Annotated in this window: 20 protein-coding genes and 1 riboswitch; of the genes, 7 read left to right on the forward strand and 13 right to left on the reverse strand. The window is 70.6% G+C overall.

Translation table 11 applies throughout. The features are described from left to right. Positions 1 to 94 precede the first annotated feature (94 nt). A complete protein-coding gene (locus tag R2S09_RS33670) occupies positions 95 to 1,147 on the reverse strand; it encodes an endo-1,4-beta-xylanase (RefSeq protein ID WP_316745142.1) in 1,053 nt (350 codons plus the stop codon). Positions 1,148 to 1,305: 158 nt separating this feature from the next. After that, on the reverse strand, positions 1,306 to 2,820 hold the full coding sequence (locus tag R2S09_RS33675) for a glycoside hydrolase family 43 protein (protein WP_316745144.1): 1,515 nt from the start codon (positions 2,818 to 2,820) through the stop codon (positions 1,306 to 1,308). Between the two features lie 233 nt (positions 2,821 to 3,053). On the opposite strand from R2S09_RS33675, the gene R2S09_RS33680 reads away from it, so the two are divergent. From R2S09_RS33680 to R2S09_RS33705, 6 genes are all read left to right on the forward strand, one after another. Then, the gene (locus R2S09_RS33680; protein ID WP_316745146.1) at positions 3,054 to 3,614 is read left to right on the forward strand and encodes a hypothetical protein; all 561 of its coding nucleotides are present in this window, start codon (positions 3,054 to 3,056) and stop codon (positions 3,612 to 3,614) included. Positions 3,615 to 3,954: 340 nt separating this feature from the next. Then, positions 3,955 to 5,904 carry an amino acid transporter gene (locus tag R2S09_RS33685; protein WP_306185688.1) on the forward strand — a complete coding sequence of 650 codons (1,950 nt, stop codon included), beginning with the start codon at positions 3,955 to 3,957 and terminating at the stop codon, positions 5,902 to 5,904. A 60-nt stretch (positions 5,905 to 5,964) separates the two neighbouring features. Next, on the forward strand, positions 5,965 to 6,360 hold the full coding sequence (locus R2S09_RS33690) for a molybdopterin-binding protein (protein ID WP_030177613.1): 396 nt from the start codon (positions 5,965 to 5,967) through the stop codon (positions 6,358 to 6,360). A 364-nt stretch (positions 6,361 to 6,724) separates the two neighbouring features. After that, positions 6,725 to 7,561: a molybdate ABC transporter substrate-binding protein gene (gene modA, locus R2S09_RS33695; protein ID WP_316745150.1), complete on the forward strand. Its 837-nt coding sequence runs from the start codon at positions 6,725 to 6,727 to the stop codon at positions 7,559 to 7,561. Positions 7,562 to 7,590: 29 nt separating this feature from the next. Then, positions 7,591 to 8,403, forward strand: coding sequence for a molybdate ABC transporter permease subunit (gene modB, locus R2S09_RS33700; protein WP_316745164.1), 813 nt, complete (start codon positions 7,591 to 7,593; stop codon positions 8,401 to 8,403). Positions 8,404 to 8,455: 52 nt separating this feature from the next. Continuing rightward, positions 8,456 to 9,547, forward strand: a complete 1,092-nt coding sequence (locus tag R2S09_RS33705) for an ABC transporter ATP-binding protein (RefSeq protein ID WP_316745152.1) — start codon at positions 8,456 to 8,458, stop codon at positions 9,545 to 9,547. A 384-nt stretch (positions 9,548 to 9,931) separates the two neighbouring features. Here the strand turns inward: R2S09_RS33705 and gcvP are convergent, their stop codons facing one another. Beyond that, on the reverse strand, positions 9,932 to 12,817 hold the full coding sequence (gcvP, locus tag R2S09_RS33710; RefSeq protein ID WP_306185692.1) for an aminomethyl-transferring glycine dehydrogenase: 2,886 nt from the start codon (positions 12,815 to 12,817) through the stop codon (positions 9,932 to 9,934). Positions 12,818 to 12,993: 176 nt separating this feature from the next. Continuing rightward, a riboswitch (glycine riboswitch) is annotated at positions 12,994 to 13,088 on the reverse strand. Positions 13,089 to 13,201: 113 nt separating this feature from the next. Here gcvP and R2S09_RS33715 point away from each other — a divergent pair. Then, complete coding sequence (locus tag R2S09_RS33715) at positions 13,202 to 13,579, forward strand: PRC-barrel domain-containing protein (RefSeq protein WP_306185694.1); 378 nt, start codon at positions 13,202 to 13,204, stop codon at positions 13,577 to 13,579. Between the two features lie 24 nt (positions 13,580 to 13,603). Here R2S09_RS33715 and R2S09_RS33720 read toward each other — a convergent pair whose 3' ends face one another. The 10 genes from R2S09_RS33720 to R2S09_RS33765 all read right to left on the reverse strand — a co-directional run bounded on the left by R2S09_RS33720 (position 13,604) and on the right by R2S09_RS33765 (position 24,129). Further along, positions 13,604 to 15,061, reverse strand: coding sequence for a DNA polymerase IV (locus tag R2S09_RS33720; RefSeq protein ID WP_316745155.1), 1,458 nt, complete (start codon positions 15,059 to 15,061; stop codon positions 13,604 to 13,606). 256 nt (positions 15,062 to 15,317) lie between these two features. Beyond that, positions 15,318 to 16,001 carry a MerR family transcriptional regulator gene (locus R2S09_RS33725; protein ID WP_306185698.1) on the reverse strand — a complete coding sequence of 228 codons (684 nt, stop codon included), beginning with the start codon at positions 15,999 to 16,001 and terminating at the stop codon, positions 15,318 to 15,320. A gap of 252 nt (positions 16,002 to 16,253) precedes the next feature. Beyond that, a complete protein-coding gene (locus tag R2S09_RS33730; protein WP_004934251.1) occupies positions 16,254 to 16,727 on the reverse strand; it encodes a bifunctional nuclease family protein in 474 nt (157 codons plus the stop codon). Between the two features lie 99 nt (positions 16,728 to 16,826). Next, complete coding sequence (locus R2S09_RS33735) at positions 16,827 to 17,564, reverse strand: MerR family transcriptional regulator (protein ID WP_316745156.1); 738 nt, start codon at positions 17,562 to 17,564, stop codon at positions 16,827 to 16,829. Between the two features lie 40 nt (positions 17,565 to 17,604). Beyond that, entirely contained in the window at positions 17,605 to 18,486 is an 882-nt protein-coding gene (locus R2S09_RS33740; RefSeq protein ID WP_316745166.1) for an FHA domain-containing protein, read from the reverse strand. Positions 18,487 to 18,616: 130 nt separating this feature from the next. Further along, positions 18,617 to 19,510 (reverse strand): DUF881 domain-containing protein, encoded by an 894-nt coding sequence (locus R2S09_RS33745; RefSeq protein ID WP_316745157.1) that lies wholly within the window; start codon positions 19,508 to 19,510, stop codon positions 18,617 to 18,619. 5 nt (positions 19,511 to 19,515) lie between these two features. Beyond that, positions 19,516 to 19,848, reverse strand: coding sequence for a small basic family protein (locus R2S09_RS33750; protein WP_006134295.1), 333 nt, complete (start codon positions 19,846 to 19,848; stop codon positions 19,516 to 19,518). After that, complete coding sequence (locus tag R2S09_RS33755) at positions 19,845 to 20,750, reverse strand: DUF881 domain-containing protein (RefSeq protein ID WP_306185703.1); 906 nt, start codon at positions 20,748 to 20,750, stop codon at positions 19,845 to 19,847. Before R2S09_RS33755 ends, R2S09_RS33750 begins: the two co-directional genes overlap by 4 nt. Before the next feature lie 158 nt (positions 20,751 to 20,908). After that, positions 20,909 to 23,404 (reverse strand): mannose-1-phosphate guanyltransferase, encoded by a 2,496-nt coding sequence (locus R2S09_RS33760; protein WP_306185705.1) that lies wholly within the window; start codon positions 23,402 to 23,404, stop codon positions 20,909 to 20,911. A 116-nt stretch (positions 23,405 to 23,520) separates the two neighbouring features. Beyond that, a complete protein-coding gene (locus R2S09_RS33765) occupies positions 23,521 to 24,129 on the reverse strand; it encodes a CDP-alcohol phosphatidyltransferase family protein (protein ID WP_306185707.1) in 609 nt (202 codons plus the stop codon). Positions 24,130 to 24,234: the final 105 nt, after the last annotated feature.

Below are 24,234 nucleotides of genomic sequence, written 5' to 3' on the forward strand. Positions count from 1 at the left end.
CGGCACCACGAGGGGCCGGCTCGCACGGTGTGCGAGGGCCGGCCCCGACGCATGTCCCGCGGCGACTACGAACCGTAGCCGCCCGGCGACCCGGTCACCCGCCGAGCGCGTCGCGCAGCGCCTGGTAGGCCGGCTTGGGCCGCAGCTGCTCGTCCCACGGCAGCGCGGCGCCCTCCCCGGCGAAGACCCCCGGGATCCACGAGTACTTGTCGGTGAAGTCCCAGACGGTGACGCCGACGCAGCGCCGCACCGCCAGGCACGCCCTCGTCAGGTCCCCGTACCAGGTGGCCTGTTCGGCCAGCTTGTCGTCCGTGGCCGGCAGCTGCATCCGGACGTCGACCTCGGTCAGCGCGGTGTCGAGGCCGAGGCGGGAGAAGCGGCGCAGGTTGTCCTCGATCGTGGTCGGATAGCCGTACTGGAGCGCGAGGTGCGTCTGGAAGCCGACACCGTCCAGCGGGACGTGCTCCGCCTTCAGCTGCTTGACGAGGATGTAGTACGCGTCGCTCTTCGGGCCGACGGCCTCGATGTTGTAGTCGTTGAGGTACAGCTTGGCGTGCGGGTCGGCCTCGTGGGCCCAGCGCAGCGCGTCGGCGATGTAGCCGGGGCCGAGGGTCTTGTACCAGATCGTGTCCCGGTAGGTGCCGTCCTCGTTGAACGCCTCGTTGACCACGTCCCAGGAGTAGACCTTGCCCCGGTAGTGGCGCACCTCAGCGGTGATGTGCTTCTTCAGTACGGCGCGCAGCTCGTCCGGGGTCCAGTCGCGCGAGGTGAGCCAGTCGGGCAGCTGGCTGTGCCAGACCAGGGTGTGGGCGCGCACCTTCTGGTGGTTGGCGCGGGCGAGCTTCACGATCTCGTCGCCCTTGGACCAGTCGAAGACGCCCTGCTGCGGTTCGGTGGCGTACCACTTCATGCCGTTGCCCGGCGTGATCATGTCGAACTCGCTGCCGAGGATCTTCGTGTAGGCGCTGTCGGTCAGCTCGGGGTTGTCGGTGGCACTGCCGAAGTAGCGGCCGTGGCGGTGGGCCAGGTCGGCGAGGCCGGGCGTCCGCTCGTGGGCCTGGGCCGCGGGGCCGGTGGCGACGCCGGCGGCCACGAGGGTTGCGGCGAGCGCCCCCGCGAATCTGAGGCGAACGGTGGTCCGTGACATGGTGCGGCTCCTCGTCCTATTTCGAAACTTTCGGCTCACGTCCAGAAAGCTGCGGTGCACCCTAGGGACACGCGCCCACGCTCGGCAAGCCCTCGTCAGGCACGGATTCGCGGGCAACTCCGCCCGGCCGGCGGGCGGCTGAGACCACCGTCGGGGCATCAGGCGGGCCGCGGGCGGTAGTCGAACCAGTCGAACTCCGCGCTGCCCTCGGTGGCGTACATGCCGATCACCCGCCCGGTGAAACCGGTGGCGACCTGCGTGGACAGATAGCGGCCGTCGAGTTCGGCCAGGGGCACGGTCCGCTCGCCGGTCTCGACCGAGAAGGCGACCGCGTCGGGGCCGCCCGACCGGAGACCGGGCGCCTGTCCGCCGGCGGCCGTGACGGTGGGCGGCGCCACCTCGGACGTACGGATCTCCACGTGCAGGGTGAGCGGGCCCGGCGGCACCGGGTGTTCGGCGATCCGCTGCCGCACGGGCCCTATCCGGGCGACGACGCTCGCCACTCCCCCGCCGATCTCCAGGTCGTAGTGGTGCGCCTCGTCCAGGCGGACGGACAGGCCGGCCCGTCCCGAACCGGGGTCCAGCCGGGCCGCCGCCCGGCAGTCAGGGTGCTGCTGCCTGCGCCCGACGAGGGTGTGTCCGGGACGGTCGAGGCTGTCGCCGGTCGCGGTCAGCGTCAGCCACCCCGGGCGCCGGCTCAGCGACCAGGAGCCGTCCGCCCTGCCGCGCGGGGAGATCCAGTACGGCGCCAGGGCCGGCGCGTCGAAGTCGTCCCGGTCGGGCTCGGGCGGGAACGGGTGCCAGGCCGCCGGGGCGGGGTGGCTCTCGAGCACCGGGCCGGCCGTCGGCCATCCGTCCACCCACCGCACCGGCGCCAGGAACGTCTCCCGGCCGAGCACGTGGAACTCCGGGAAATAGCCCCGGGGCCGGGTGCCCAGGAGCAGCATCCACCAGGTGCCGTCCGCGGCCTGGACGAGGTCCGCGTGGCCGGTGCACTGGATCGGCCGGTCGGTGCTTCGGTGGGACAGGATCGGGTTGTGCGGCGCCGGTTCGTAGGGGCCGCGCGGGGAGCGGGCGCGGGCGATCGAGACGCTGTGGCCGTGCGCGGTGCCGCCCTCGGCGAGCATGAGGTACCACCAGTCCCCGACGCGGTACAGGTGCGGCGCCTCGGGGTGCTGCATCCCCGTCCCCGACCACACCTTCAGCGGTCCCTCCAGCACCTTTCCCGTCCGCGGGTCGATCCGGGCCAGCCCCACTCCGGCCACGGCGCACCAGCAGGTTCCGTCGTCGTCCCAGGCGAGGTCGGGGTCGATGCCGGGCAGGTCGATCCAGACCGGGTCCGACCAGGGGCCCTCGGGGCGTTCGGCGGTGACCAGGAAGTTCCCGCCGCCGCCGACGTTGGTGGTGATCATGTGGAAGCGGCCGTCGTGGTGACGGATCGTCGGGGCGTAGATTCCCGCCGAGGCCGGCAGGTCGTCCGGCAGCGGCAACTGCCCGGGGCGGTCCAGGACGTTGCCGATCAGGCGCCAGTGGACCAGGTCGCGGCTGTGGAACAGCGGGACGCCGGGGAAGTACTCGAAGCTGGAGCACACCAGGTAGTAGTCCTCGCCCACCCGGCACACGCTCGGGTCGGGATGGAAGCCAGGGATCACCGGGTTGTCGTACGTCCGCATGGGAGTCGAGCCCCTTCCAGGAGGTCGAAGCAATCCGATTCGAAAATTTCGAAACTGTTGACGAATGTTTACGGCAGTCGCACTGTAGGTGTGGTGCGGAGGGCGGGCAAGGGAGCCGATCAAGGGGGCGGCACGGCCGGCCGCGCTGTCACGGCGTCAAGAACGGTCGGCGTCGCATCAGGGGCGCGTCAACGGCGGTTGCCGCGGCGCGCGCGGGCTCTAGCGTCGATGTCATGAGGCAGCACGGCAACGACGGACGACCGGGTGCCGGCACACCCGCGCACCCTCCCGGCCGGGTGGCGTACGACCGTCACTGGGCGCGGGACCTGCACACCTCGGTCTGCTCCTCGATGGCGCTGTGCGGCCTGCTGCTCCTGCTCGACCGGGGCACGGGCAGCCTGACCTGGGCGCGCGGCGCTCTGTGGTGCGCGCTCGGGGCGCTGCTCTTCCTGGTGCTCTGCCCGGCCCGCGTGTGCGCCGGCGAGGGCTGGCTCGCCACTCGCTCGCTGCTGCGCCGCCGCGGGGTCCGTACCGACCTGCTGGTGTCGGTGCGCGTCACGGACGGCGTCTCCCGGCGGCTGGTCCTGCGGGACGCCTTCGGCGCCCGCGTCGAGATCGACCCAAGGGTCCTGGTGGACAACCCCGGCCTGTGGCACCGCTTCGAGGAGGACGCGCGGACATCGGCGGCGAGCGGCCGGCTGCGGTGCGGGGCGAGCGCGCTGCGGGACCTCGCGGAGCAGGTCGACCGCGAGACCGCGCTGACCGTGTTCCGCATCTCCGGACTCGGGCCATGACGCCTCCGGAGCCCCGGCTCAGGCGTGATACCTCCGGACACCGGGGCTCAGCCATGACGTCTACGATCTCCGGGCCTCGGCGGCGGCGACACCTCCGGGGGTTCAGCCGCCTCCGGGCTTCCGGGCGCCGTGGTTTCCCCGGCCGGGCGAACCCCGACGAATCCTCCGGCTCACCTGCTCCCGACGCCCGCCCCGCCACCGGCGCGGCCATTCTTAACGGAAGATTGACGCCGCCCACCCCGGTACGCGTGGGCCCACGCGTCACGCTCTGCATACGCTGGTGACCTGTCCGCGTGATGGCCTGATCCACACGCTGAGCCGCACATCAGGAGCAGGGCCCATGGCCACCACCGAACACCCTCCCAGTCGTCTGCGTGCCTGGATGCTGGAGGGCCTGTCCGACATGGGCAAGGGCATGCAGCAGGCACCGCACGCCGCACCGGAGCCCCCGCACAAGGGGCAGCGGTGGTGGCGCGTGATGTGCCTGACCGGTGTCGACTACTTCTCGACGCTGGGCTACCAGCCGGGCATCGCGGCCCTCGCCGCCGGTCTGCTGTCGCCGGTCGCCACGCTGGTGCTGGTCCTGGTGACCCTCGTGGGCGCCCTCCCGGTCTACCGCAGGGTCGCCGAGGAGAGCCCGCGCGGCGAGGGCTCGATCGCCATGCTGGAGCGGCTGCTGTCGTTCTGGCAGGGCAAGCTGTTCGTGCTGACCCTGCTCGGCTTCGCCGCCACCGACTTCCTGATCACCATCACCCTGTCGGCGGCCGACGCCTCGACGCACCTGGTGGAGAACCCGCATCTGACCGGTGCGCTGCACAGCCACCAGATGCTCGTCACGCTGTTCCTGGTGGCGCTGCTGGGCGCGGTGTTCCTCAAGGGGTTCCTGGAGGCGATCGGGGTCGCGGTCGCGCTGGTGGGCATCTACCTGGGGCTGAACGTCGTCGTGGTGATCGTCGGCCTGTGGCACGTCGTCACCGCCGGTCATGTGGTGGCCGACTGGTCCAGCGCCCTGACCGCCCAGCACAGCAGCGTCTTCGCCATGGTCGGCGTGGCCCTGCTGGTCTTCCCCAAGCTCGCGCTCGGCCTGTCCGGCTTCGAGACCGGCGTCGCCGTGATGCCGCACGTACAGGGCGACCCACAGGACACCGAGGAGCGCCCGACCGGCCGGATCCGGGACACCAAGAAACTCCTCACCACGGCCGCGCTCATCATGAGCGGCTTCCTGATCGCCACCAGCTTCATCACCACGCTGCTGATCCCGGCGCCGGAGTTCGAGCCCGGCGGCAAGGCCAACGGGCGCGCGCTGGCCTACCTGGCGCACCACTACCTCGGGAACGCCTTCGGCACGGTGTACGACGTCTCGACCATCGCGATCCTGTGGTTCGCGGGCGCCTCCGCGATGGCCGGACTGCTCAACCTGATGCCGCGCTACCTGCCCCGTTACGGCATGGCCCCGCACTGGGCCCGTGCGGTGCGGCCCATGGTCATCGTCTTCACCCTGATCGGCTTCCTGGTCACCTGGATCTTCGACGCCGACGTCGACAAGCAGGGCAGCGCGTACGCCACCGGCGTCCTCGTCCTGATCAGCTCCGCCGCGATCGCGGTGACCATCGCCGCCCACAGGGCCGGCCAGCGCAACTGGACCATCGCGTTCGCGGTGATCTCGACGGTGTTCCTCTACACCACCGTCGTCAACGTCATCGAACGCCCGGACGGTGTGAAGATCGGTGCCTGCTTCATCGTCGGCATCATCCTGGTCTCGCTGCTGTCCCGACTGGCCCGTGCCTTCGAGCTGCGCGTGACCAGCGTGACGCTGGATCCGATGGCGGAACGATTCGTCAGGGACATCGCCAGCCGCAAGATCCGGTTCATCGCCAACAAGCCCGGGCGCCGGGACAAGGCCGAGTACCGCGACAAGATCGAGCAGATCCGTGGCGACAACGACATCCCCGAGACGGAGGACTTCGTCTTCGTCGAGGTGACGGTCACCGACCCCTCCGAGTTCGAGGCCGGCCTCACGGTGAGCGGCGAGGTCCTGCACGACCGCTACCGTGTGCTGACGTTGGAATCCTCCTCCATCCCCAACGCCCTGGCCGCCCTCCTCCTGCACGTCCGCGAGGCGACGGGCTGCACTCCGCACATCTACTTCGAATGGACCGAGGGCAACCCGTTCCGCAACTTCCTGCGCTTCTTCCTCTTCGGCCAGGGCGAGGTCGCGCCGGTCACCCGTGAGGTGCTGCGCGAGGCGGAGCCGGACCGGGCCAGGCGGCCCCGCGTGCACACGGGCTGACCCGCCCGGTCACCGACCCGACGTCCGCGGCTGCCCGCCGACGGCCCTATCGTGACCGGCATGCAGTCCTACACGATCGGCCAGGCGGCCCGTCTGCTCGGCGTCAGTCCGGACACCGCACGCCGCTGGGCGGACGCGGGCCGGGTGGCCACCCACCGCGACGAGAGCGGGCGGCGGCTCGTCGACGGCCGCGACCTAGCCGCCTTCTCGGTCGAACTGGCCCGGTCCGGCGGCGGTGACGAGGAGGTCTCCTACACCTCGGCCCGCAACGCCTTCCCCGGCATCGTGACGGCCATCAAGCTCGGCGACGTGGCGGCACAGGTGGAGATCCAGGCGGGACCACACCGCCTGGTCTCGCTGCTCACCCGGGAGGCCGTCGAGGAACTGGGCCTGGAGGTGGGCATGGAGGCGACCGCTCGCGTGAAGTCGACAAACGTACATATCGACCGGACCTGACAGCGCCGGCAGGCCCGATGCCCGCGCCGGGCGCCCGGCAGCCACGGCTGCGCCTACGACCTCGCCGCAGCCCTCCCCCGGCCCCACAGCTTCAGGTCCGGCACGGTCAGACGGGCCGGCCGGGCGAGATCTCCGGTCAGGACGAGTCCCGCGATCACCACGGCCACCACCTCCGCCGTCTCCGTACCTGAGCAACCGCCTCATGCAAACGCATATGCGACCCTGAAACGTGGGAAGGTCAGCTCATGCGACGTGACAGAAGACTTCCGGCTCGCACTTGCGGCATTATCATCACGTCACGGCCGCACTTCGGCCGTGGCGGGGCGCGACACCTTCCGTGCGGCAGCAGAGGAGTAGATCCGTGATGAACCGTTCCGTGCGCCGGACCCGGACACTGCAGGTGGCCGGTGCGGGAGCCGCGGCTCTGCTGGCCCTCAGCGGTTGCTCCTCCGCGTCCTCCTCGTCGTCTTCCGACGGCTCGTCGTCGTCCGGGTCCGGATCGGCGACGTCCTCCTCCCAGAAGGTGACCGGCACGGTGACCGTCTTCGCCGCCGCCTCCCTGAAGGAGAGCTTCACGGCGCTGGGCAAGGAGTTCGAGCAGCAGCACCCGGGCACCAAGGTCACCTTCAACTTCGGCGGCAGCGACACCCTCGCCGCGAGCATCACCGGCGGAGCCCCCGCCGATGTCTTCGCCGCGGCCAGCCCCAGGACCATGAAGATCGTGACCGACCAGAAGGACACGGCCGGCGCCCCGGCCACCTTCGTCCGCAACCAGCTGGAGATCGCGACCCTGCCGGGCAACCCCGACAGGATCTCCGCTCTGAAGGACCTGACCAGGTCCGGGCTGAAGGTCGTCCTGTGCGACAGAGCGGTGCCCTGCGGTGCCGCCGCGCAGAAGGCACTCAGCGCCGCCGGCCTCGAGCTCACCCCGGTCTCCTACGAGCAGGACGTCAAGTCCGCCCTGAACAAGGTGGTGCTGAAGGAGGCCGACGCCGCGGTGGTCTACAAGACCGATGTGAAGGCGGCCGGTGGCAAGGTGGAGGGCGTGGAGTTCCCCGAGGCGGCCAAGGCCGTGAACGACTACCCGATCGCCCTCCTGGACAACGCGCGCGACTCCGCGGCGGCCAAGGCCTTCATCGCGCTGGTGCGCTCCGCCGAAGGTCAGAAGGTCCTGACACAGGCCGGGTTCCTCAAGCCGTGACCACGACCCACGACACCGGCGCGGTGACCATGGAGAACGGGCCACGGCGCAGGCGTGTCCCCCGGGGCGTCCCGCTCCCCCTGCTGGTGCCGGCGCTGGTGGGCCTGGCGTTCCTGCTGCTGCCGCTGCTGGCCCTGCTGATCCGCGCCCCCTGGCGCAGCCTGCCCGACCAGCTGACCAGCCCGGAGGTGTGGCAGGCGCTCCAGCTGTCCCTGATCAGTGCCACCGCCGCCACCGCCGTCAGCCTGGTCCTCGGCGTCCCGCTGGCCTGGCTGCTGGCCCGGACCGACTTCCCCGGACGCGGCCTCGTACGGGCCCTGGTGACGCTGCCGCTGGTCCTGCCGCCGGTGGTGGGCGGTGTGGCACTGCTGCTGGCGCTGGGGCGCAACGGGGTCGTCGGGCAGTGGCTGGACTCCTGGTTCGGGATCACGCTGCCGTTCACCACGGCCGGTGTGGTGGTCGCGGAGGCGTTCGTCGCCATGCCCTTCCTCGTCATCAGCGTCGAGGGCACACTGCGTGCCGCGGACCCGCGCTACGAGGAGGCGGCCACCACACTGGGCGCGTCCCGTTTCACCGCGTTCCGCCGGGTCACCCTGCCTCTGATCGCGCCGGGCATCGCGGCGGGTGCCGTGCTGGCCTGGGCGCGGGCGCTCGGCGAGTTCGGCGCGACGATCACCTTCGCGGGCAACTTCCCCGGCCGTACCCAGACCATGCCCCTGGCGGTCTATCTGGCCCTGCAGAATGACCCGGCCGCCGCGATCGCGCTGAGCCTGGTGCTCCTCGCGGTGTCGATCGCGGTGCTCGCGGGTCTGCGGGACCGCTGGACGACGGCATCCTCATGAGGCCGCCGCGGATCCCCGGCACGAACCATCCCGCATCCTGGACGATCACCTCATGACCGACATCGACGAGACCACGAGCGGCGTCCGCGCCGAGGACCTGCAAAGTGCCGGGCTGGACGCCCGGCTCGTCGTCGACCGCGGCGCCTTCCGTCTCGACGTGACGCTCACCGCCGCCCCCGGCGACGTGGTGGCCCTGCTCGGCCCGAACGGCGCCGGCAAGACCACGGCCCTGCGCGCTCTGGCCGGCCTGGTCCCCCTCACCGGCGGCCATCTGCGCCTGGACGGCGCCACGCTGGACCGTACGCCACCGGAGGCGCGTCCGGTCGGGGTCGTCTTCCAGGACTACCTGCTCTTCCCGCACCTGTCCGCCCTGGACAACGTGGCCTTCGGGCCGCGCTGCCAGGGCGCCAGCAAGGCCGAGGCCCGTGCGCTGGCCTCCCGGTGGCTGGCGCGCATGGGCCTGGCCGACCACACCGGTGTCAAGCCGCGCAGGCTCTCCGGTGGCCAGGCCCAGCGAGTGGCCCTGGCCCGCGCCCTGGCCACTCACCCCCGGCTGCTGCTCCTGGACGAGCCGCTCGCCGCACTGGACGCCCGTACACGCCTGGAGGTCCGGGCCCAGCTCCGCCGGCACCTCGCCGAGTTCGAGGCCGTCGCCGTCCTGGTCACCCACGATCCGCTGGACGCGATGGTGCTGGCGGACCGGCTCGTCGTCGTCGAACACGGGCGCGTGGTGCAGGAGGGTGCCCCGTCCGACATCGCCCGCCGACCGCGCACGGACTACATCGCGCAGCTGGTCGGCCTGAACCTGTATCGCGGGCAGGCCGAGGGCCACACCGTACGGCTGGACGGCGGCCCGGTCCTCGCCACCACCGAGGACCTGTCCGGACCGGCCTTCGTCGCCTTCCCGCCGGGCGCCGTCACCCTCTACCGGGACCGCCCCTCCGGCTCCAGCGCGCGCAACCTGTGGCGCTGCGAGGTCGCGGGCCTGGAGACGCACGGCGACCAGATCCGCGCGGACCTTGCCGGCGAGCTGGCTCTCGCCGCCGACCTGACCACGGTCGCCGCGGCGGAACTCGACCTGCACCCGGGCGCGGTCGTCTGGGCGGCGGTCAAGGCGGCCCAGACCCACGCCTACCCGGCCTGAAGGGGCCGCCACGGCCTGACGCGGCTCGCGCGCGACATGACCACTGGCCTTCGGCGGGCACGCAGTGGCCTCGGGCCTGTCGTTCACGGCCCCGGCCTGCCCTCTACGGCCTCAGACCCGCCCTGTCCTGACGATCCGCCCCTCGGCCCTCGGCCCTGCCCTCCCGGGTATCAGGCCCGCCCTGGCCTTTGTGCCCGCCCACGGCCTCACCCCGGGCCCGCCACGGCGTGACAGCGGCGCGTGGCGGCACATACCGGCAGGTTGCGGCGACTACGGCAAAGGGCCCCGCTCCGGCCACGGAAGGCCGGAGCGGGGCCCCTGGACGGTTCTCCTGGTGGTGGTCCAGGAACCTCCGGGCGGCTCCACGCCACCCGGGGAGCCGGCTCAGTCCTCGTACGCGTCCAGCGGCGGGCAGGAGCAGACCAGGTTCCGGTCGCCGAAGGCCTGGTCGATCCGGCGCACCGGCGGCCAGTACTTGTCCGCGGCCGAGACACCCGCCGGGAAGAGCGCCTCCTCACGGCTGTAGGCGTGCTTCCACTCCCCGCCGAGCGCGGCCGCGGTGTGCGGGGCGCCGCGCAGCGGGTTGTCCTCCGCGGGCCACTCGCCGGAGCCGACCTTCTCGATCTCGGCGCGGATCGCGATCATCGCGTCGCAGAAGCGGTCCAGCTCGGCCAGGTCCTCCGACTCGGTCGGCTCGATCATCAGCGTGCCGGCCACCGGGAAGGACATCGTCGGCGCGTGGAAGCCGTAGTCGATCAGCCGCTTGGCCACGTCGTCCACGGTCACACCGGTCGCCTTGGTCAGCGGCCGCAGGTCGACGATGCACTCGTGCGCGACGAGCCCGCCGGGGCCGGTGTAGAGCACCGGGTAGTGCGGCTCCAGGCGCTTGGCGACGTAGTTGGCGCTGAGGACCGCGACCTGCGTGGCGCGCTTGAGACCCTCGCCGCCCATCAGCCGGACGTACGCCCAGGAGATCGGCAGGATGCCCGCCGAGCCCCAGGGCGCGGCCGAGATCGGACCGACGCCGGTCTTCGGTCCGGCCTCGGGCTGCATCGGGTGGTTGGGCAGGTACGGCGCCAGGTGGGAGCGTACGGCGACCGGGCCGACGCCGGGACCGCCGCCGCCGTGCGGGATGCAGAACGTCTTGTGCAGGTTCAGGTGGGAGACGTCGCCGCCGAAGTGGCCCGGCTTGGCGAGGCCGACCAGGGCGTTGAGGTTGGCGCCATCGACGTAGACCTGGCCGCCGGCGTCGTGCACCTGGGCGCAGATGTCGGCGACGTGCTCCTCGAACACGCCGTGCGTGGACGGGTAGGTGATCATCAGCACGGCCAGCTGGTCGCGGTGCTGCTCGATCTTCGCCCGCAGGTCCTCGACGTCGATCTCGCCGTCCTCGGCGGTCTTCACGACGACGACCTTCATGCCGGCCATCACGGCGCTGGCGGCGTTCGTGCCGTGCGCGGAGGACGGGATGAGGCAGACGGTGCGCTGGTCGTCGCCGTTGGCACGGTGGTAGCCGCGGACGGCGAGCAGACCGGCGAGCTCACCCTGGGAGCCGGCATTGGGCTGGAGCGAGACCTTGTCGTAGCCGGTGACCTCGGCGAGCCGATCCTCCAGCTCGTGGATGAGGGTGAGGTAGCCCTGCGCCTGCTCGGCGGGCGCGAAGGGGTGCAGCCCGCCGAACTCGGGCCAGGTGACCGGTTCCATCTCCGTGGTCGCGTTGAGCTTCATGGTGCAGGAGCCCAGCGGGATCATGCCGCGGTCGAGCGCGTAGTCGCGGTCGGCCAGCTTGCGCAGGTAGCGCAGCATCGCCGTCTCGGAGCGGTGCTGGTGGAAGACGGGGTGGGTGAGGTAGGCGTCGGTGCGCAGCAGGCCCTCGGGCAGGGCGTCCGCGGCGGCGGCGTCCAGGGCCTCGATGCGGGCCTCGACGCCGAAGGCGGACCACACGGTGCGCAGCTGGGCCCGGTCGGTGGTCTCGTCGCAGGCGATCGAGACGTGGTCGGCGTCCACGAGGCGCAGGTTCACGCCGGCCTCGCGGGCGGCGGCGGCGACCTCGGCGGCCCGGCCCTCGGTCTTGACCGTGATCGTGTCGAAGTAGGCGCCGTGGACGACCTCGGCACCGCCCGCCTTCAGGCCCTCGGCGAGGATCGTGGCGTAGCGGTGGGTGCGCTGCGCGATGCCCTTCAGGCCCTCGGAGCCGTGGTAGACGGCGTACATGCCGGCCATGACGGCGAGCAGCACCTGGGCGGTGCAGATGTTGCTGGTGGCCTTCTCGCGGCGGATGTGCTGCTCACGGGTCTGCAGGGCGAGGCGGTAGGCCTTGTTGCCGTCCGCGTCCACGGAGACGCCGACCAGGCGGCCGGGCAGGCTGCGGGCGAACTTCTCGTGCACCGCCATGTAACCGGCGTGCGGACCGCCGAAGCCCATCGGCACACCGAAGCGCTGGGTGGTGCCGACGGCGATGTCCGCGCCCAGCTCGCCGGGGGACTTCAGCAGGGTCAGGGCGAGCAGGTCGGCGGCGACGGTGACCAGCGCGCCGAGCTCGTGCGCCTGGTCGATCACCGGCCTGAGGTCGCGTACGGCACCGGAGGCGCCCGGGTACTGCAGGAGCACGCCGTTGATCTCGCGCTCGGCGATCTCGGCGGGGATGCCGTCGCTGAGGTCGGCGACGACGACCTCGACACCGGTCGGCTCGGCGCGGGTCTCGATGACGGCGATGGTCTGCGGCAGCGCGTCCGCGTCGACGAGGAAGAGGCCCTTCTTGTTCTTGCCCATGCGCCGGGACAGCGCCATCGCCTCGGCGGCGGCGGTGCCCTCGTCCAGGAGGGAGGCGCCGGAGGTCGGCAGGCCGGTGAGGTCGGCGACCATGGTCTGGAAGTTCAGCAGCGCCTCGAGGCGGCCCTGGGAGATCTCCGGCTGGTACGGGGTGTACGCGGTGTACCAGGCCGGGTTCTCCATGACGTTGCGCAGGATGACGGGCGGCGTGAACGTCCCGTAGTACCCGAGACCGATCATCGAGCCGAGGACCTGGTTGCGGTCGGCGAGGGAGCGCAGCTCCGCCAGCACCTCGGCCTCGGTGCGGGCGCCCGGCAGGTCGAGCGCGTCGGCGTTCTTGATCACATCCGGCACCGCGGTGGCGGTGAGCTCGTCGAGCGAGCCGTAACCGACCTGCGCGAGCATCTTGGCCCGCGCCTCCTGGTCGGGCCCGATGTGGCGCTGCTCGAAGGGAATGCCCTGTTCGAGCTCGGAGAGCGGAATGCGCTGGGCGGTCATTGCGGAGGCCTCCTGGTCTGACGCGACCTTCGAGGGACACCACGGCTCGGGTGCCCCGACGGCCTCCCCCTCTGTCATCTCAACCTGAGAGCTTCACCGGACCGCCCGAGGGCACCCGGTTTTCACCGTCGGTGAGAGCGGAAGCCGTCGACACCCGCTCTGCTTTCCAGAGTGACCTCGTCCGTGCGGTACAGGGGCCTGAGAGATTCCGGGGAGGATTTGCTCCTTCGGCGCCTCCGATGGTGGTGGAGGACTCTCCCGCACGGGGTCAGCAGCCGTTTGCCAGCGTACCAGCGGGCTTCACGAGGCGGGCTCGAGTGGCCGCCGTCCCGATTGTGCTCTTTTGTAGTGCTTACGAATGAGTTGCGACCTAGTGGAGGGACCGTGCAGACCGACAACGATCCGCGCAACCTGATCGGCCGCAAGGCGTTCGACCGGAACGGCACCAAGATCGGCACGGTGGACGAGGTCTACCTCGACGACGCGACCGGTGTGCCGGAGTGGGCCGCCATACGCACCGGCCTGTTCTCCCGGGACGCCTTTGTGCCGCTCGAGCCCAGCGAGCTGGTCGACGGCGAACTGCACGTCCCCTTCGACCGGGCCCTCATCAAGGAGGCCCCCGACTTCGGCGTCGGCCGCCACCTCTCCCCCGAACAGGAACTGCAGCTCTACCACCACTACGGTCTCGACGTGGCGCCTCCCCCCGCCCTCCCCGACCGCGACTTCGGCAAGCTCGCGGGATCCGGCTCCGAGGAAGGCTGAGAGCGAGCGGCGCCCGGCCGGGTTCTACGCGGGCCGGATCCCGCCGGCCACCGAGGACGCGCTGTCGGTCGCCTCGGTGCGGCCGGTCACTTCGGTGCTGCCGGTCGCCTCGATGCTGCCGGTGACGCCAGGGCTTGCGGCGGCGTCCGGTCTTCGCCGCACCAGCGGGAGTGGGTCCGCCGGCTCCAGGTCCGGGTCGTCGACGCGGAAGGTCCGTACCCGTCCGGGCTCGGAGTCGGGCGTCTCGAAGCGGACCGTGACCCGGCCGAGGCCGCTGCCCTGGACCCAGCCGTGCCCGTGCTCGGTGTGCCGTACGTCGTGGCCCGCCGGCCAGTGCCGCTCTGCGGGCGCCGACTGCTCCGGGGCCGGTTCGTCCGCGGCTTCTTCCTCAGGGCCGTCCATGTGCGCGCCGGCCGCCTGGGCGAAGAGGTCCTCCTGCGTGTAGTCGGCGAGCCCGGACACGCCCACACCGAGCAGCCGCACCCCGCCCGTGGTGTCCACCGAGTCCAGCAGCCGGGCCGCCGCCTCCCGCACCACCGCCGGGTCGTCGGTGGGCCCGCGCAGCGTCTCGGAGCGGGTCAGCGTGGAGAAGTCGTAGCGCCGTACCTTCAGCACGATGGTGCGGCCCGACAGCCCGGCCCCGCGCAGCCGACGTACGCACCGGTCGGCGAGCCGCTGCACCTCCAGGCCCACCCGCAGCCGGTCGTGGATGTCCACGTCGTAGGTGTCCTCGACCGACACCGACTTGGCCTCGCGCTCGGCGACCACGGGCCGCTCGTCGTGCGCCAGCGCCATGGCGTACAGCGCCTGCCCGTGCGCCTTGCCCAGCAGCCGTACGAGCTCGTCCTCACCCGCCTCGGCCAGCTCGTCCACGGTGTGGATCCCGGCCCGCCGCAGATGGTCGCCCGTCGCCGGGCCCACGCCGGGCAGCGTCCGCACCGACATGGGGCCCAGCAGGGCCCGCTCGGTGCCGGGCTCGATGAGGACCAGTCCGTCGGGCTTGGCCTGTTCTGAGGCGATCTTCGCGAGCATCTTGGAGGCGGCCAGGCCCACCGAGCCCGTCAGGCCGGTGACGGCACGGATGTCGGCGCGCAGCCGGATCCCGGCCAGCCGGGCGGAGTCGGCGTCCCAGGCCGCTCCCCCGGCCTCCAGGTCCACGAACGCCTCGTCCAGGCTGAGCGGCTCCACCAGCGGTGACAGCGCCCGCAGCAGCCCCATCACCTGCTCGCTGATGGACCGGTAGAAGCCGAAGCGCGGCACGAGATACGCGGCGTTCGGAGCCAGTCGCCGCGCCTGGGCCATCGGCATCGCCGAGTGGACACCGAAGACCCGTGCCTCGTACGACGCTGTGGCGACCACCCCGCGCGGCCCGAGACCGCCCACGATGACGGCCTTCCCGCGCAGGCTCGGCTTGGACGCCTGCTCCGCCTGGGCGAAGAAGGCATCCATGTCGAGATGCAGGATCGTCGGCGCGCTTCTCACACCTCCGATGCTGCACCACACCACTGACAACGGCCCGAAACGGGACCCGCCCGGCAGTCGTGGGCCCCCGCCCACCACGCGGCCCCCACCCGGCCGGCACGGCCTCACAGCCCCCTCAGCACCCGCCGACGGCGCTCGGCGCGCCGAGTCGGCATGGTCGCCGCGGGTCCGGCCGACACCGCCCCACGGCCCGCCCAGAACGGGCCCGCGGAGGCCGTGGCCCGGTTTGAGCGGCCGCGGCCCGGCCGGGCCGCGCTCAGACCGCCCGGTTGCGCCGTCGGGCGAGTTCGTCGCCGGGGTTGTGGCCCACCAGGGTCTCGCCGGTGTCGACGCGCTCGCCGTGCAGCTGGGACAGCGCGCTCTCCACGTCGCGCCACACCACGCCGACGGCGATGCCGAAGATGCCCTGGCCGCCCTGGAGCAGGGCGTGGACCTCGTCGGGCGAGGTGCACTCGTAGACCGTGGCGCCGTCGCTCATCAGCGTCATGCGCTCAAGGTCGCGGAAGCCGCGCTCGCGCAGGTGCTGGACGGTCGTACGAATGTTCTGCAGCGAGACACCGGTGTCGAGGAACCGCTTGACGATCTTGAGGACCACGACGTCACGAAAGCTGTACAGCCGCTGCGTGCCGGACCCGTAGGCGGGCCGCACACTGGGCTCGACCAGGCCCGTGCGCGCCCAGTAGTCCAGTTGCCGGTAGGTGATGCCGGCGGCCGCGCAGGCCGTCGGACCGCGGTAGCCGATCTGCTCGGACGCCATGGACGCCGCCCCTTTGCTGCTCGGCACGACCGTCGGCCGCTGCGGAGCGTGATCGGCCGCACTGACGTGATGGGGGTAGCCCATGCTCGCGCGGAGCCGAGAGCCCGGAGGAGGATACGGACCCCTTCCCCCGACCTCACGACCGGGGGCACCCCCAGCCGTACCGTCGCCGCTGCTTCTCACGCCGACCTCCGTCCTTGACCTGCCTCCTCGACGGTAGGCAGTCACCGGGGGTGCGTCAACGATCGCCACACTCGGCACGCCGAGTGATAATCACCCTACGAGTGGTTTCCCGTGCCCCGTCGTGGGGAAAGGCTAGCGGAATGCCACGCGGGGAACGGCCGAGCGCTCCCGGTGGCCGGTGGCATATGTCGGCGTTTCACTGCTTGCCGGGTCCGACCCCCGCAACCACCGTCGGGGCCGAAGCCCCGAACCTCACTGGTTGCTGGTACCGAAGTCCTCCGGCGAGATCTGGTCGAGGAACTCGCGGAACTTCTCCACCTCGTCCTCCTGCTCGTCCGGGATCGCGATGCCCGCGTCGTCGAGCACCGTGTCACTGCCGTAGATCGGCGTGCCGGTGCGCAGCGCCAGCGCTATGGCATCGGACGGACGAGCACTGACCTCGACCCCGCTCGCGAAGACCAGCTCCGCGTAGAAGACGCCCTCACGCAGGTCCGTGATGCGCACTTCCGTGAGCTCCTGGCCGACGGCCTCCAGCACGTCCTTGAACAGGTCATGGGTCAGCGGCCGCGCGGGGGCCATCCCCTGCTGGGCGAAGGCGATGGCCGTAGCCTCCCCCGGCCCGATCCAGATGGGGAGGTAGCGGTCGCCCCCCACTTCACGCAGGAGCACGATCGGCTGGTTGGAGGGCATTTCGACCCGGACACCTACGACATCGAGCTCGTTCACACAGCAACCCTAGGCCGTGCCCGGGATGTTTGGGTAGTCGGGCCGGAAACGGGAGGTCGATCCGGCCGCCGCGGCCGGTACCGGCCCGGGGTGGCCGGTTCAGGGCAGCCGCACGCCGAGCGCGGTCTGCACCAGCGCCGCGTGCAGTCTCACCGTGAGCGCAGCCAGCTCCTTCGTGCGGGCCTCGGCATGGGCCCTGGTCTGCGGATTGCGGTGGCGCCGCAGCGGGGCCACCACCTGGTCGACGAGCCCGGCCTCCCGGTCGGCGGCCGCCTTCATCACCCGCAGATGACGGGGTTCGATCCCGAAACGTCCCAGCTCACGGACCAGTGAGGCGACGGTGACCGACTCCGCGTCGTAGGCGCCGTCCTCCACCGGAGTGACCAGCCCGTACGACTCCCACTCCTGGAGGACCTCCTCGTCGATCTCCGCGGCGGCGAGGAGCTCGGCCCGGCCGATCCGGGCCGCCGCGGGTGTCTCGGCGGGCGCCGGCACGGCTTCGCCGTCACGCTGCCGGCCGAGCACCGGCAGCTGCACGGCCTCACCGCGCTCCACCGCGTCCAGATACTCGCGGATCACTTTCAACGGCAGGTAGTGGTCACGCTGCAATCTCAGCACGCGGGCGAGGCGCTCGACGTCGTCCGGACTGAACTTGCGATACCCCGAGGGGGTGCGCCGCGGCTCGACGAGGCCCTCCGACTCCAGGAAACGGATCTTGGAGATGGTGACCTCGGGGAACTCCTCGCGCAGCACGTTCAGCACGCTGCCGATGCTCATCAGCCCACTGTCCGCGGCGGTGGTGCCGTGCCCGGCACCACCGCTCGGTGTTTGAAGCATGGACCTTCCCTGGGATCTCCCCGGACGAGTCCGGGGAGGGTCAGTAGCCCTGTCGGCTGGAGTAGAAGACCAGCCGGTACTTGCCGATCTGCACCTCGTCGCCGTTGGACAGCGCGACCTGGTCGATCCGCTCCCGGTTGACGTACGTGCCGTTCAGGCTGCCGACGTCGGCCACCGTGAACGACCCGTCCGGACCGCGGCGGAACTCCACATGGCGGCGCGAGACCGTCACGTCGTCCAGGAAGATGTCGCTCTGCGGATGACGCCCGGCCGTGGTCAGCTCGCCGTCCAGGAGGAAGCGGCTGCCCGAGTTCGGCCCGCGGCGCACCACCAGCAGGGCGGAGCCGACCGGCAGCGCGTCGACGGCCGCCTGCGCCTCCGGAGACAGCATCGGCGTCTGACCGGTGGCCTCGGCGTCGTAGGCCTCCAGACCGGAGATGGAGATCGTGGAGGTCGTCTCCGACGCGCGCTCCGGCACCGCACCAGGCCGCAGCGGCGCACCACAGTTGGAGCAGAAGCGGCTGTTCTCCGCGTTGCGGTGACCGCACCTCGTACAGACCAGGGCCGACATGGACGGATCCTCCTGCCGCGGCTGCCCCGACGGGGCTGGGGACGCGTACGGGCCGGCGGCAAACCCTCCACCCGTACCTGAGGTTGACGGTTGGCCGAAACCTATGCCGCCTGCCTGGGCAGGGTCAACCGACGGCGCGCCCGGTGCGCCGGAAATGTCACCCGACCCCGGGACCTGGTCGCGGAACAGCGGACGCTGGCCTTCCGCGTCGGGCTGTGCGCGATGACGGGCGGTCGCGTTGTCGCCGCCCTCTCGCGCGCTCTTGCCGAACAACTTCGCAAACAACTTCACGGGCGATTCCCCTTGACCGAAACAGACCCGCCCGTGGGGCAGGACGAACCCTGACTGCATACACCGGTCGACCCGGACATCTTCACAACGTCCGTATCCACCAGACAGTTTCCACCACGCACCACCCAATCGGTGCGCCGACCCCCCGCAACCTCATGCCCCTGCCGGACGACCGCCATGCACCCCCGGTTCACTGGGAGGACGACCGAGCGTAGTCAGGCTGCTTCGCCGCTCGCAAGGCGTCCACGACGATCTTGTCCGATCGCTCGACGGTCACGGTGGCCTGCTCCTTCTCGAGGGTCTGCACCACGCCTCCAGGGATGTTGAGCGCCGGCTCCAGGTCCTGCGGCTTGCCGATGACCTTGAAACGGTAGGGCGCGTTGATCTTGTTCCCGTCGACGTCCACGCTCTTGCCGGAGTCCGTCAGATAGGTGCTCGCCACCACCCGGACGCCGTTGACCTCGATGGCCTCCGCACCGGCCGCGCGCAGCTCCTGTATCGCGTCCAGCAGCATGTCCGCCTGGACCGTCCCCTTCGTGTCCTCGATCGTCATCGTGATGCCGGGCCCCTGCGCGGCCACCGTGCCCGCCAGAATGCCGAGTTGCCTCTCCTTCTCGACCGTCTGCCTCCGGGCCTCCTCGGCCTGGTCCGAACTGTTCTCCAGCTCCTGACGCTGCTTGTCGAGACCCTGCTTCTCGTCCTCAAGACGCTGCGTACGGTCATCGAGTTCATCGAGAATGCGCACAAGATCCTCCTGCCGGGCACCGCGCAGCGCGCTGTCGCTGTCGCTGTTGGAGGCGACCTGGACCGCGAGACCGAAGCCCAGGCCGAACAGCAGCAGCGCGACGACGAGTTGGGCCCGGGTGAAGCGCGGCGGCCACAGGCCCTTGCCCAGTCGCTGACGGCCGGTGAGCTCGGGGGCGGACTCCTCCGCGGCCCCTTCGGCGGCCCCGGGGGCTTGCGCGGGCACCTCCGCGGGCAGCTCCTTGCGGAGCCGGTTCTCCCGCTGCTCGTCCCGCTCCTCGCCCTGTTCGTCCTGTTCCGCGCCGGGCTCGTTCTCCGGCAGTTCGTCCTTGTGGTTCATCGGTCTCACGCCCGGAACACGTGCCGTCGGATCGCGGCGGCGTTGGAGAAGATGCGGATGCCGAGGACCACCACGACACCCGTGGACAGCTGGGCACCCACGCCCAACTTGTCGCCCAGGAACACGATCAGCGCGGCGACGACCACGTTCGACAGGAACGACACCACGAACACCTTGTCGTCGAAGATCCCGTCGAGCATGGCCCGCAGCCCGCCGAAGACGGCGTCCAGCGCCGCGACGACGGCGATCGGCAGATAAGGCTCGACAACCGCCGGAACCTCGGGCCGGACCAACAGGCCGGCCACCACTCCCACGATGAGGCCCAGTACGGCGATCACGATGTGCCCTTCTCAGTGCTCGGCTGTGCGGTACGTACGATCACACTCGGTGCGGCGGGCAGCCGGAGGTCGCTCTCCACGGAGATGCTCGTCCGGATGCCGTAGTTGTCCTGGAGGGCGTGCAGGTACAGCCCGTCGGGGCTGTCCTGGAACCGGGTGCTCAGCCGTTGCCCGTCCCCCACCGCGAGCACCGTGTACGGCGGCACCAACGGCCTGTTGTCGACCAGTATGGCGTCCCCGGCCGCCCTGATCGCGGACAGGGCGGTCAGCCTCTGCCCGTTGACGGAGACCGCCTCGGCTCCCGACTGCCACAGTCCGTTCACGACGCGTTGCATGTCCCGGTCGCGCACCCTGCCCGTATCGGAGAAACCCGACGTCTCGCGCGGGTTGCCGCCCCCGCCCGTGGCGGCCTCCTTGGCGTCGTCCACGACGAGCTTCACCCCGGGCCCGTGCACCTCGGTGGCGCCTGCCAGGATCTCCACCAGGTCGGCCCGGCTGTTTCCGCCGCTCTGCCTGAGCGCCTGCCGCTGCCGCTCGCTCACATCGCCACGGAGTTTGTCGACATCTCGCTCCAGATTGTCGGCCGCCGCCGTCTCGCGGTCGATGCGGTCGATCAGCTCCTGGCGCTCCTTGGCGACCGTCGGAGCCGCCACGCGCGCCTGTGCCGCTCCCACGGTCACCACGAGCGCCGCCAGCACCAGACCCACCGCCAGCCCCAGTCGCGCCCGGAGCGTCTTGGGCAGACCGCCCTCACCAGCGGCCTTCTTCCGTGCGGCGGCCTCGGCATAGCCGTCGTCGAGGCTGTGGTCCATGACGTTGGTGATCAACGACATGGACGCATCCGGACGGGAAGGCCGCGTGGGGGTGCTCCGAACGGGCGGTTGCTGCGGCATGCCGCACATCGTCGCATGCAGGGGCCGAGTCCTCCGAATGGCCCCACCGGCGTGCCGGACAGGCCCCCTTGGGGGCACTTGTCCGGCACACGCGCGTGTTGTCCGTTTTATTGCTCTGTGTCACCGTCCGGCTTCTGGCATCCGGGCGGTCCGGTCTCGCCCGTCCGCTACCGTCCTGCGCTGTCGACGACCGCCGACCACTCGTCCAGCAGGGCCTGCGCGGAGGCGTCGTCGGGACCCTCGGCCCACAGGTGGGTGACCGCCTCGGCCGGGTCCGGCAGCACCATGACCCAGCGGCCGTCGGTCTCCACGACCCGCACACCGTCCGTCGTGTCGACGAAACGCTCTCCGGCGGCCTCGACGACCCGGCGCATCACCAGGCCCTTCACCGCCCACGGCGTGGCCAGATCCCGCTTGAGGACATGGGCCCGCGGGATCCGGGCGTCGATCTGACTGAGGGTCAGCTGGGTTCGCGCGACCAGCCCGATCAGGCGTACGAAGGCCGCCGTCCCGTCGTAGACGCTGCTGAACTCCGGGACGATGAACCCGCCCTTGCCGTCGCCACCGAAGATCGTCCCTTCCTCGCCGCCGACCCGCGTCAGGTCGTCGGGCGAGGTGGTCGTCCACTCGACCTGCGTGCCGTGGTACGCGGCCACCTGCTCGGCGATGCGGGTGGTCGTCACCGGAAGTGCGACCCGGCCGCTACGACGCTCGGCGGCGACCAGGTCGAGCATCACCAGCAGCGCCCGGTCGTCCTCGATGATGCGGCCCTTCTCGTCGACGAGCGACAGCCGCTCACCGACCGGGTCGAACCGCACCCCGAACGCGGCCCCGGAGGACGCCACGATCTCGCCGAGCCGCACCAGCCCCTTGCGGCGGATGTCCTCGGTCTCCGTCGGCCGGGATTCGTCGAGACCGGGGTTGATGGTCAGCGAGTCGACCCCCAGCTTGCCGAGCAGGCTGGGCAGGACGAGGCCGGCGCTGCCGTTCGAGGCGTCCACGACGACCTTGAGACCCGCCTCGCCGATACCGTTCGTGTCGACGTTGCGCAGGAGCGAACCGGTGTACGAGTCGAAGACGCTGGACGGGAAGTACAGGTCACCGATCTCGCCCGGGAACGCACGCCGGTACTCCTGGCGGGCGAAGACCCGGTCGAGTTTGCGCTGGCCGCCCTGCGACAGATCGGCGCCCTGCCCGTCGAAGAACATGATGTCGACGGAGTCCGGCACCCCGGGGGTGGTCCGGATCATGATGCCGCCGGCGCTGCCCCGCGCGGTCTGCTGCCTGGCCACGGGCAGCGGCACGTTCTCCAGGTCTCGTACGTCGATGGCGCTGGCCTGGAGCGCCGAGATGACCGCCCGCTTGAGCGCACGCGCACCACGGGAGTGGTCACGGGCGGTGGTGACCGTCGAGCCCTTCTTCAGCGTCGTCGCGTAGGCGCCGGCGAGCCGTACGGCGAGCTCGGGGGTGATCTCCACGTTCAGGATGCCGGAGACCCCGCGGGCACCGAACAGGTGCGCCTGTCCCCTGGACTCCCAGATCACAGAGGTGTTGACGAAGGCGCCCGCCTCGATGGTCTTGAACGGGTAGACCCGCACATTGCCCTGGACGATCGATTCCTCGCCGATCAGGCACTCGTCACCGATGACCGCGCCGTCCTCGATCCGCGCCGCGCGCATGATGTCGGTGTTCTTGCCGACGACACATCCACGCAGGTTGCTGTGCTGCCCGATGTACACGTTGTCGTGGACGACGGCCTTGTGCAGGAAGGCACCGCTCTTCACGACGACGTTCGAGCCGACCACCGTGTGCTCACGGATCTCGGCGCCGGCCTCCACCTTGGCGTAGTCGCCGATGTAGAGGGGGCCTCGCAGCTCGGCGTCCGGATGTACCTCGGCGCCCTCTGCGACCCAGACACCCGGTGAGATCTCGAAGCCGTCCAGCTGGACGTCCACCTTGCCTTCCAGGACGTCCGCCTGCGCCTTGACGTAGCTTTCGTGAGTGCCGACGTCCTCCCAGTAGCCCTCGGCGACATAGCCGTAAATCGGCTTGCCTTCCTTCATCAGCTGGGGGAAGACGTCACCGGACCAGTCGACGGGAACGTCGGCCTCGACGTAGTCGAAGACCTCCGGTTCCATGACGTAAATACCCGTGTTCACCGTGTCGGAGAAGACCTGGCCCCAGGTCGGCTTCTCGAGGAAACGCTCGACCTTGCCCTCTTCGTCGACGATGGTGATGCCGAATTCCAGCGGATTGGGCACGCGCGTGAGACACACGGTGACCATCGCGCCCTTTTCCTTGTGGAACCGGATCAGGTCAGTGAGGTCGAAGTCGGTCAGCGCATCGCCGGAGATGACCAGGAAGGCATCGTCCTTCAACGCCTCTTCGGCGTTCTTGACGCTTCCGGCGGTACCGAGTGGCTTCTCCTCATTGGCATAGGTGAGCTCCATGCCGAGCTCTTCGCCGTCACCGAAGTAGTTCTTGACCAACGAGGCCAGGAACTGGACTGTGACGACGGTCTCATTCAGACCATGCCTTTTGAGCAGCCGCAGAACGTGCTCCATGATCGGCCGGTTGGCCACCGGCAGGAGCGGCTTGGGCATGCTCGAGGTCATTGGGCGAAGGCGCGTGCCTTCGCCTCCGGCCATCACGACGGCCTTCATGTCGGAAGCGTCCTCCTCCAAGAGACGACGATCTGGCCGACTTCACCCGTCCTGATTGTCCCGCACTTTTCCGAAGCGGGCCATCGGAGCCACCGCGGCTGCCGGAATGGGTGAGCTCAGTCGGCCATGGCGTCCGCCCGGACCAGTCGGCGGACCTGCACCACGTAGAGAACTCCTGCCCACCAGTAGAGGGTTGTACCCCATCCGGCGAACGCCCATCCGAAAACGGCGGCGAGTGACGGGATCCATCCGCTTCCATCGCTGAGCAGAAGCAACGGGAAGGCGTACATCAGGTTGAACGTGGCGGCCTTCCCCAAGAAGTTCACCTGGGGCGGCGGGTAGCCATGGCGCCGGAGAACGCCCACGGCCACCAGCAGCATCAATTCGCGCGCCAGGAGAGCCGCGGTCAGCCAGACCGGCAGAATCTCACGCCAGGTGAGGCCGACGAGGGTGGAAAGGACGTAGAGGCGGTCGGCCGCCGGGTCGAGCAGCCGGCCCAGGCTGCTGATCTGGTTCCAGCGTCGCGCCAGCTTGCCGTCCAAGTAGTCGCTGACGCCACTGAGCGCGAGTACCAGCAGGGCCCACCCGTCGCTCTTGGGCCCTCCGAACTCCGGCCTGAGGATCAACCACAGGAAAAGAGGCACGCCAACGAGCCGCGCCATGCTGAGGATGTTCGGAATGGTGAGGACCCGGTCCGTCTGGACGCGGGTCTCCTGGACCTCCACGCGGGGGCCTCCTGGTCAAATGTACCGACGATGCGTCCTGACCCTACCTCAACGCAAAAAAGCTCTGGCTCCTGGGCTGTTGCCCAGGAGCCAGAGCTCCAAGAG

It is taken from the genome of Streptomyces sp. MK7 (assembly GCF_032658145.1).
Taxonomy (GTDB): Bacteria; Actinomycetota; Actinomycetes; order Streptomycetales; family Streptomycetaceae; genus Streptomyces; species Streptomyces spiralis.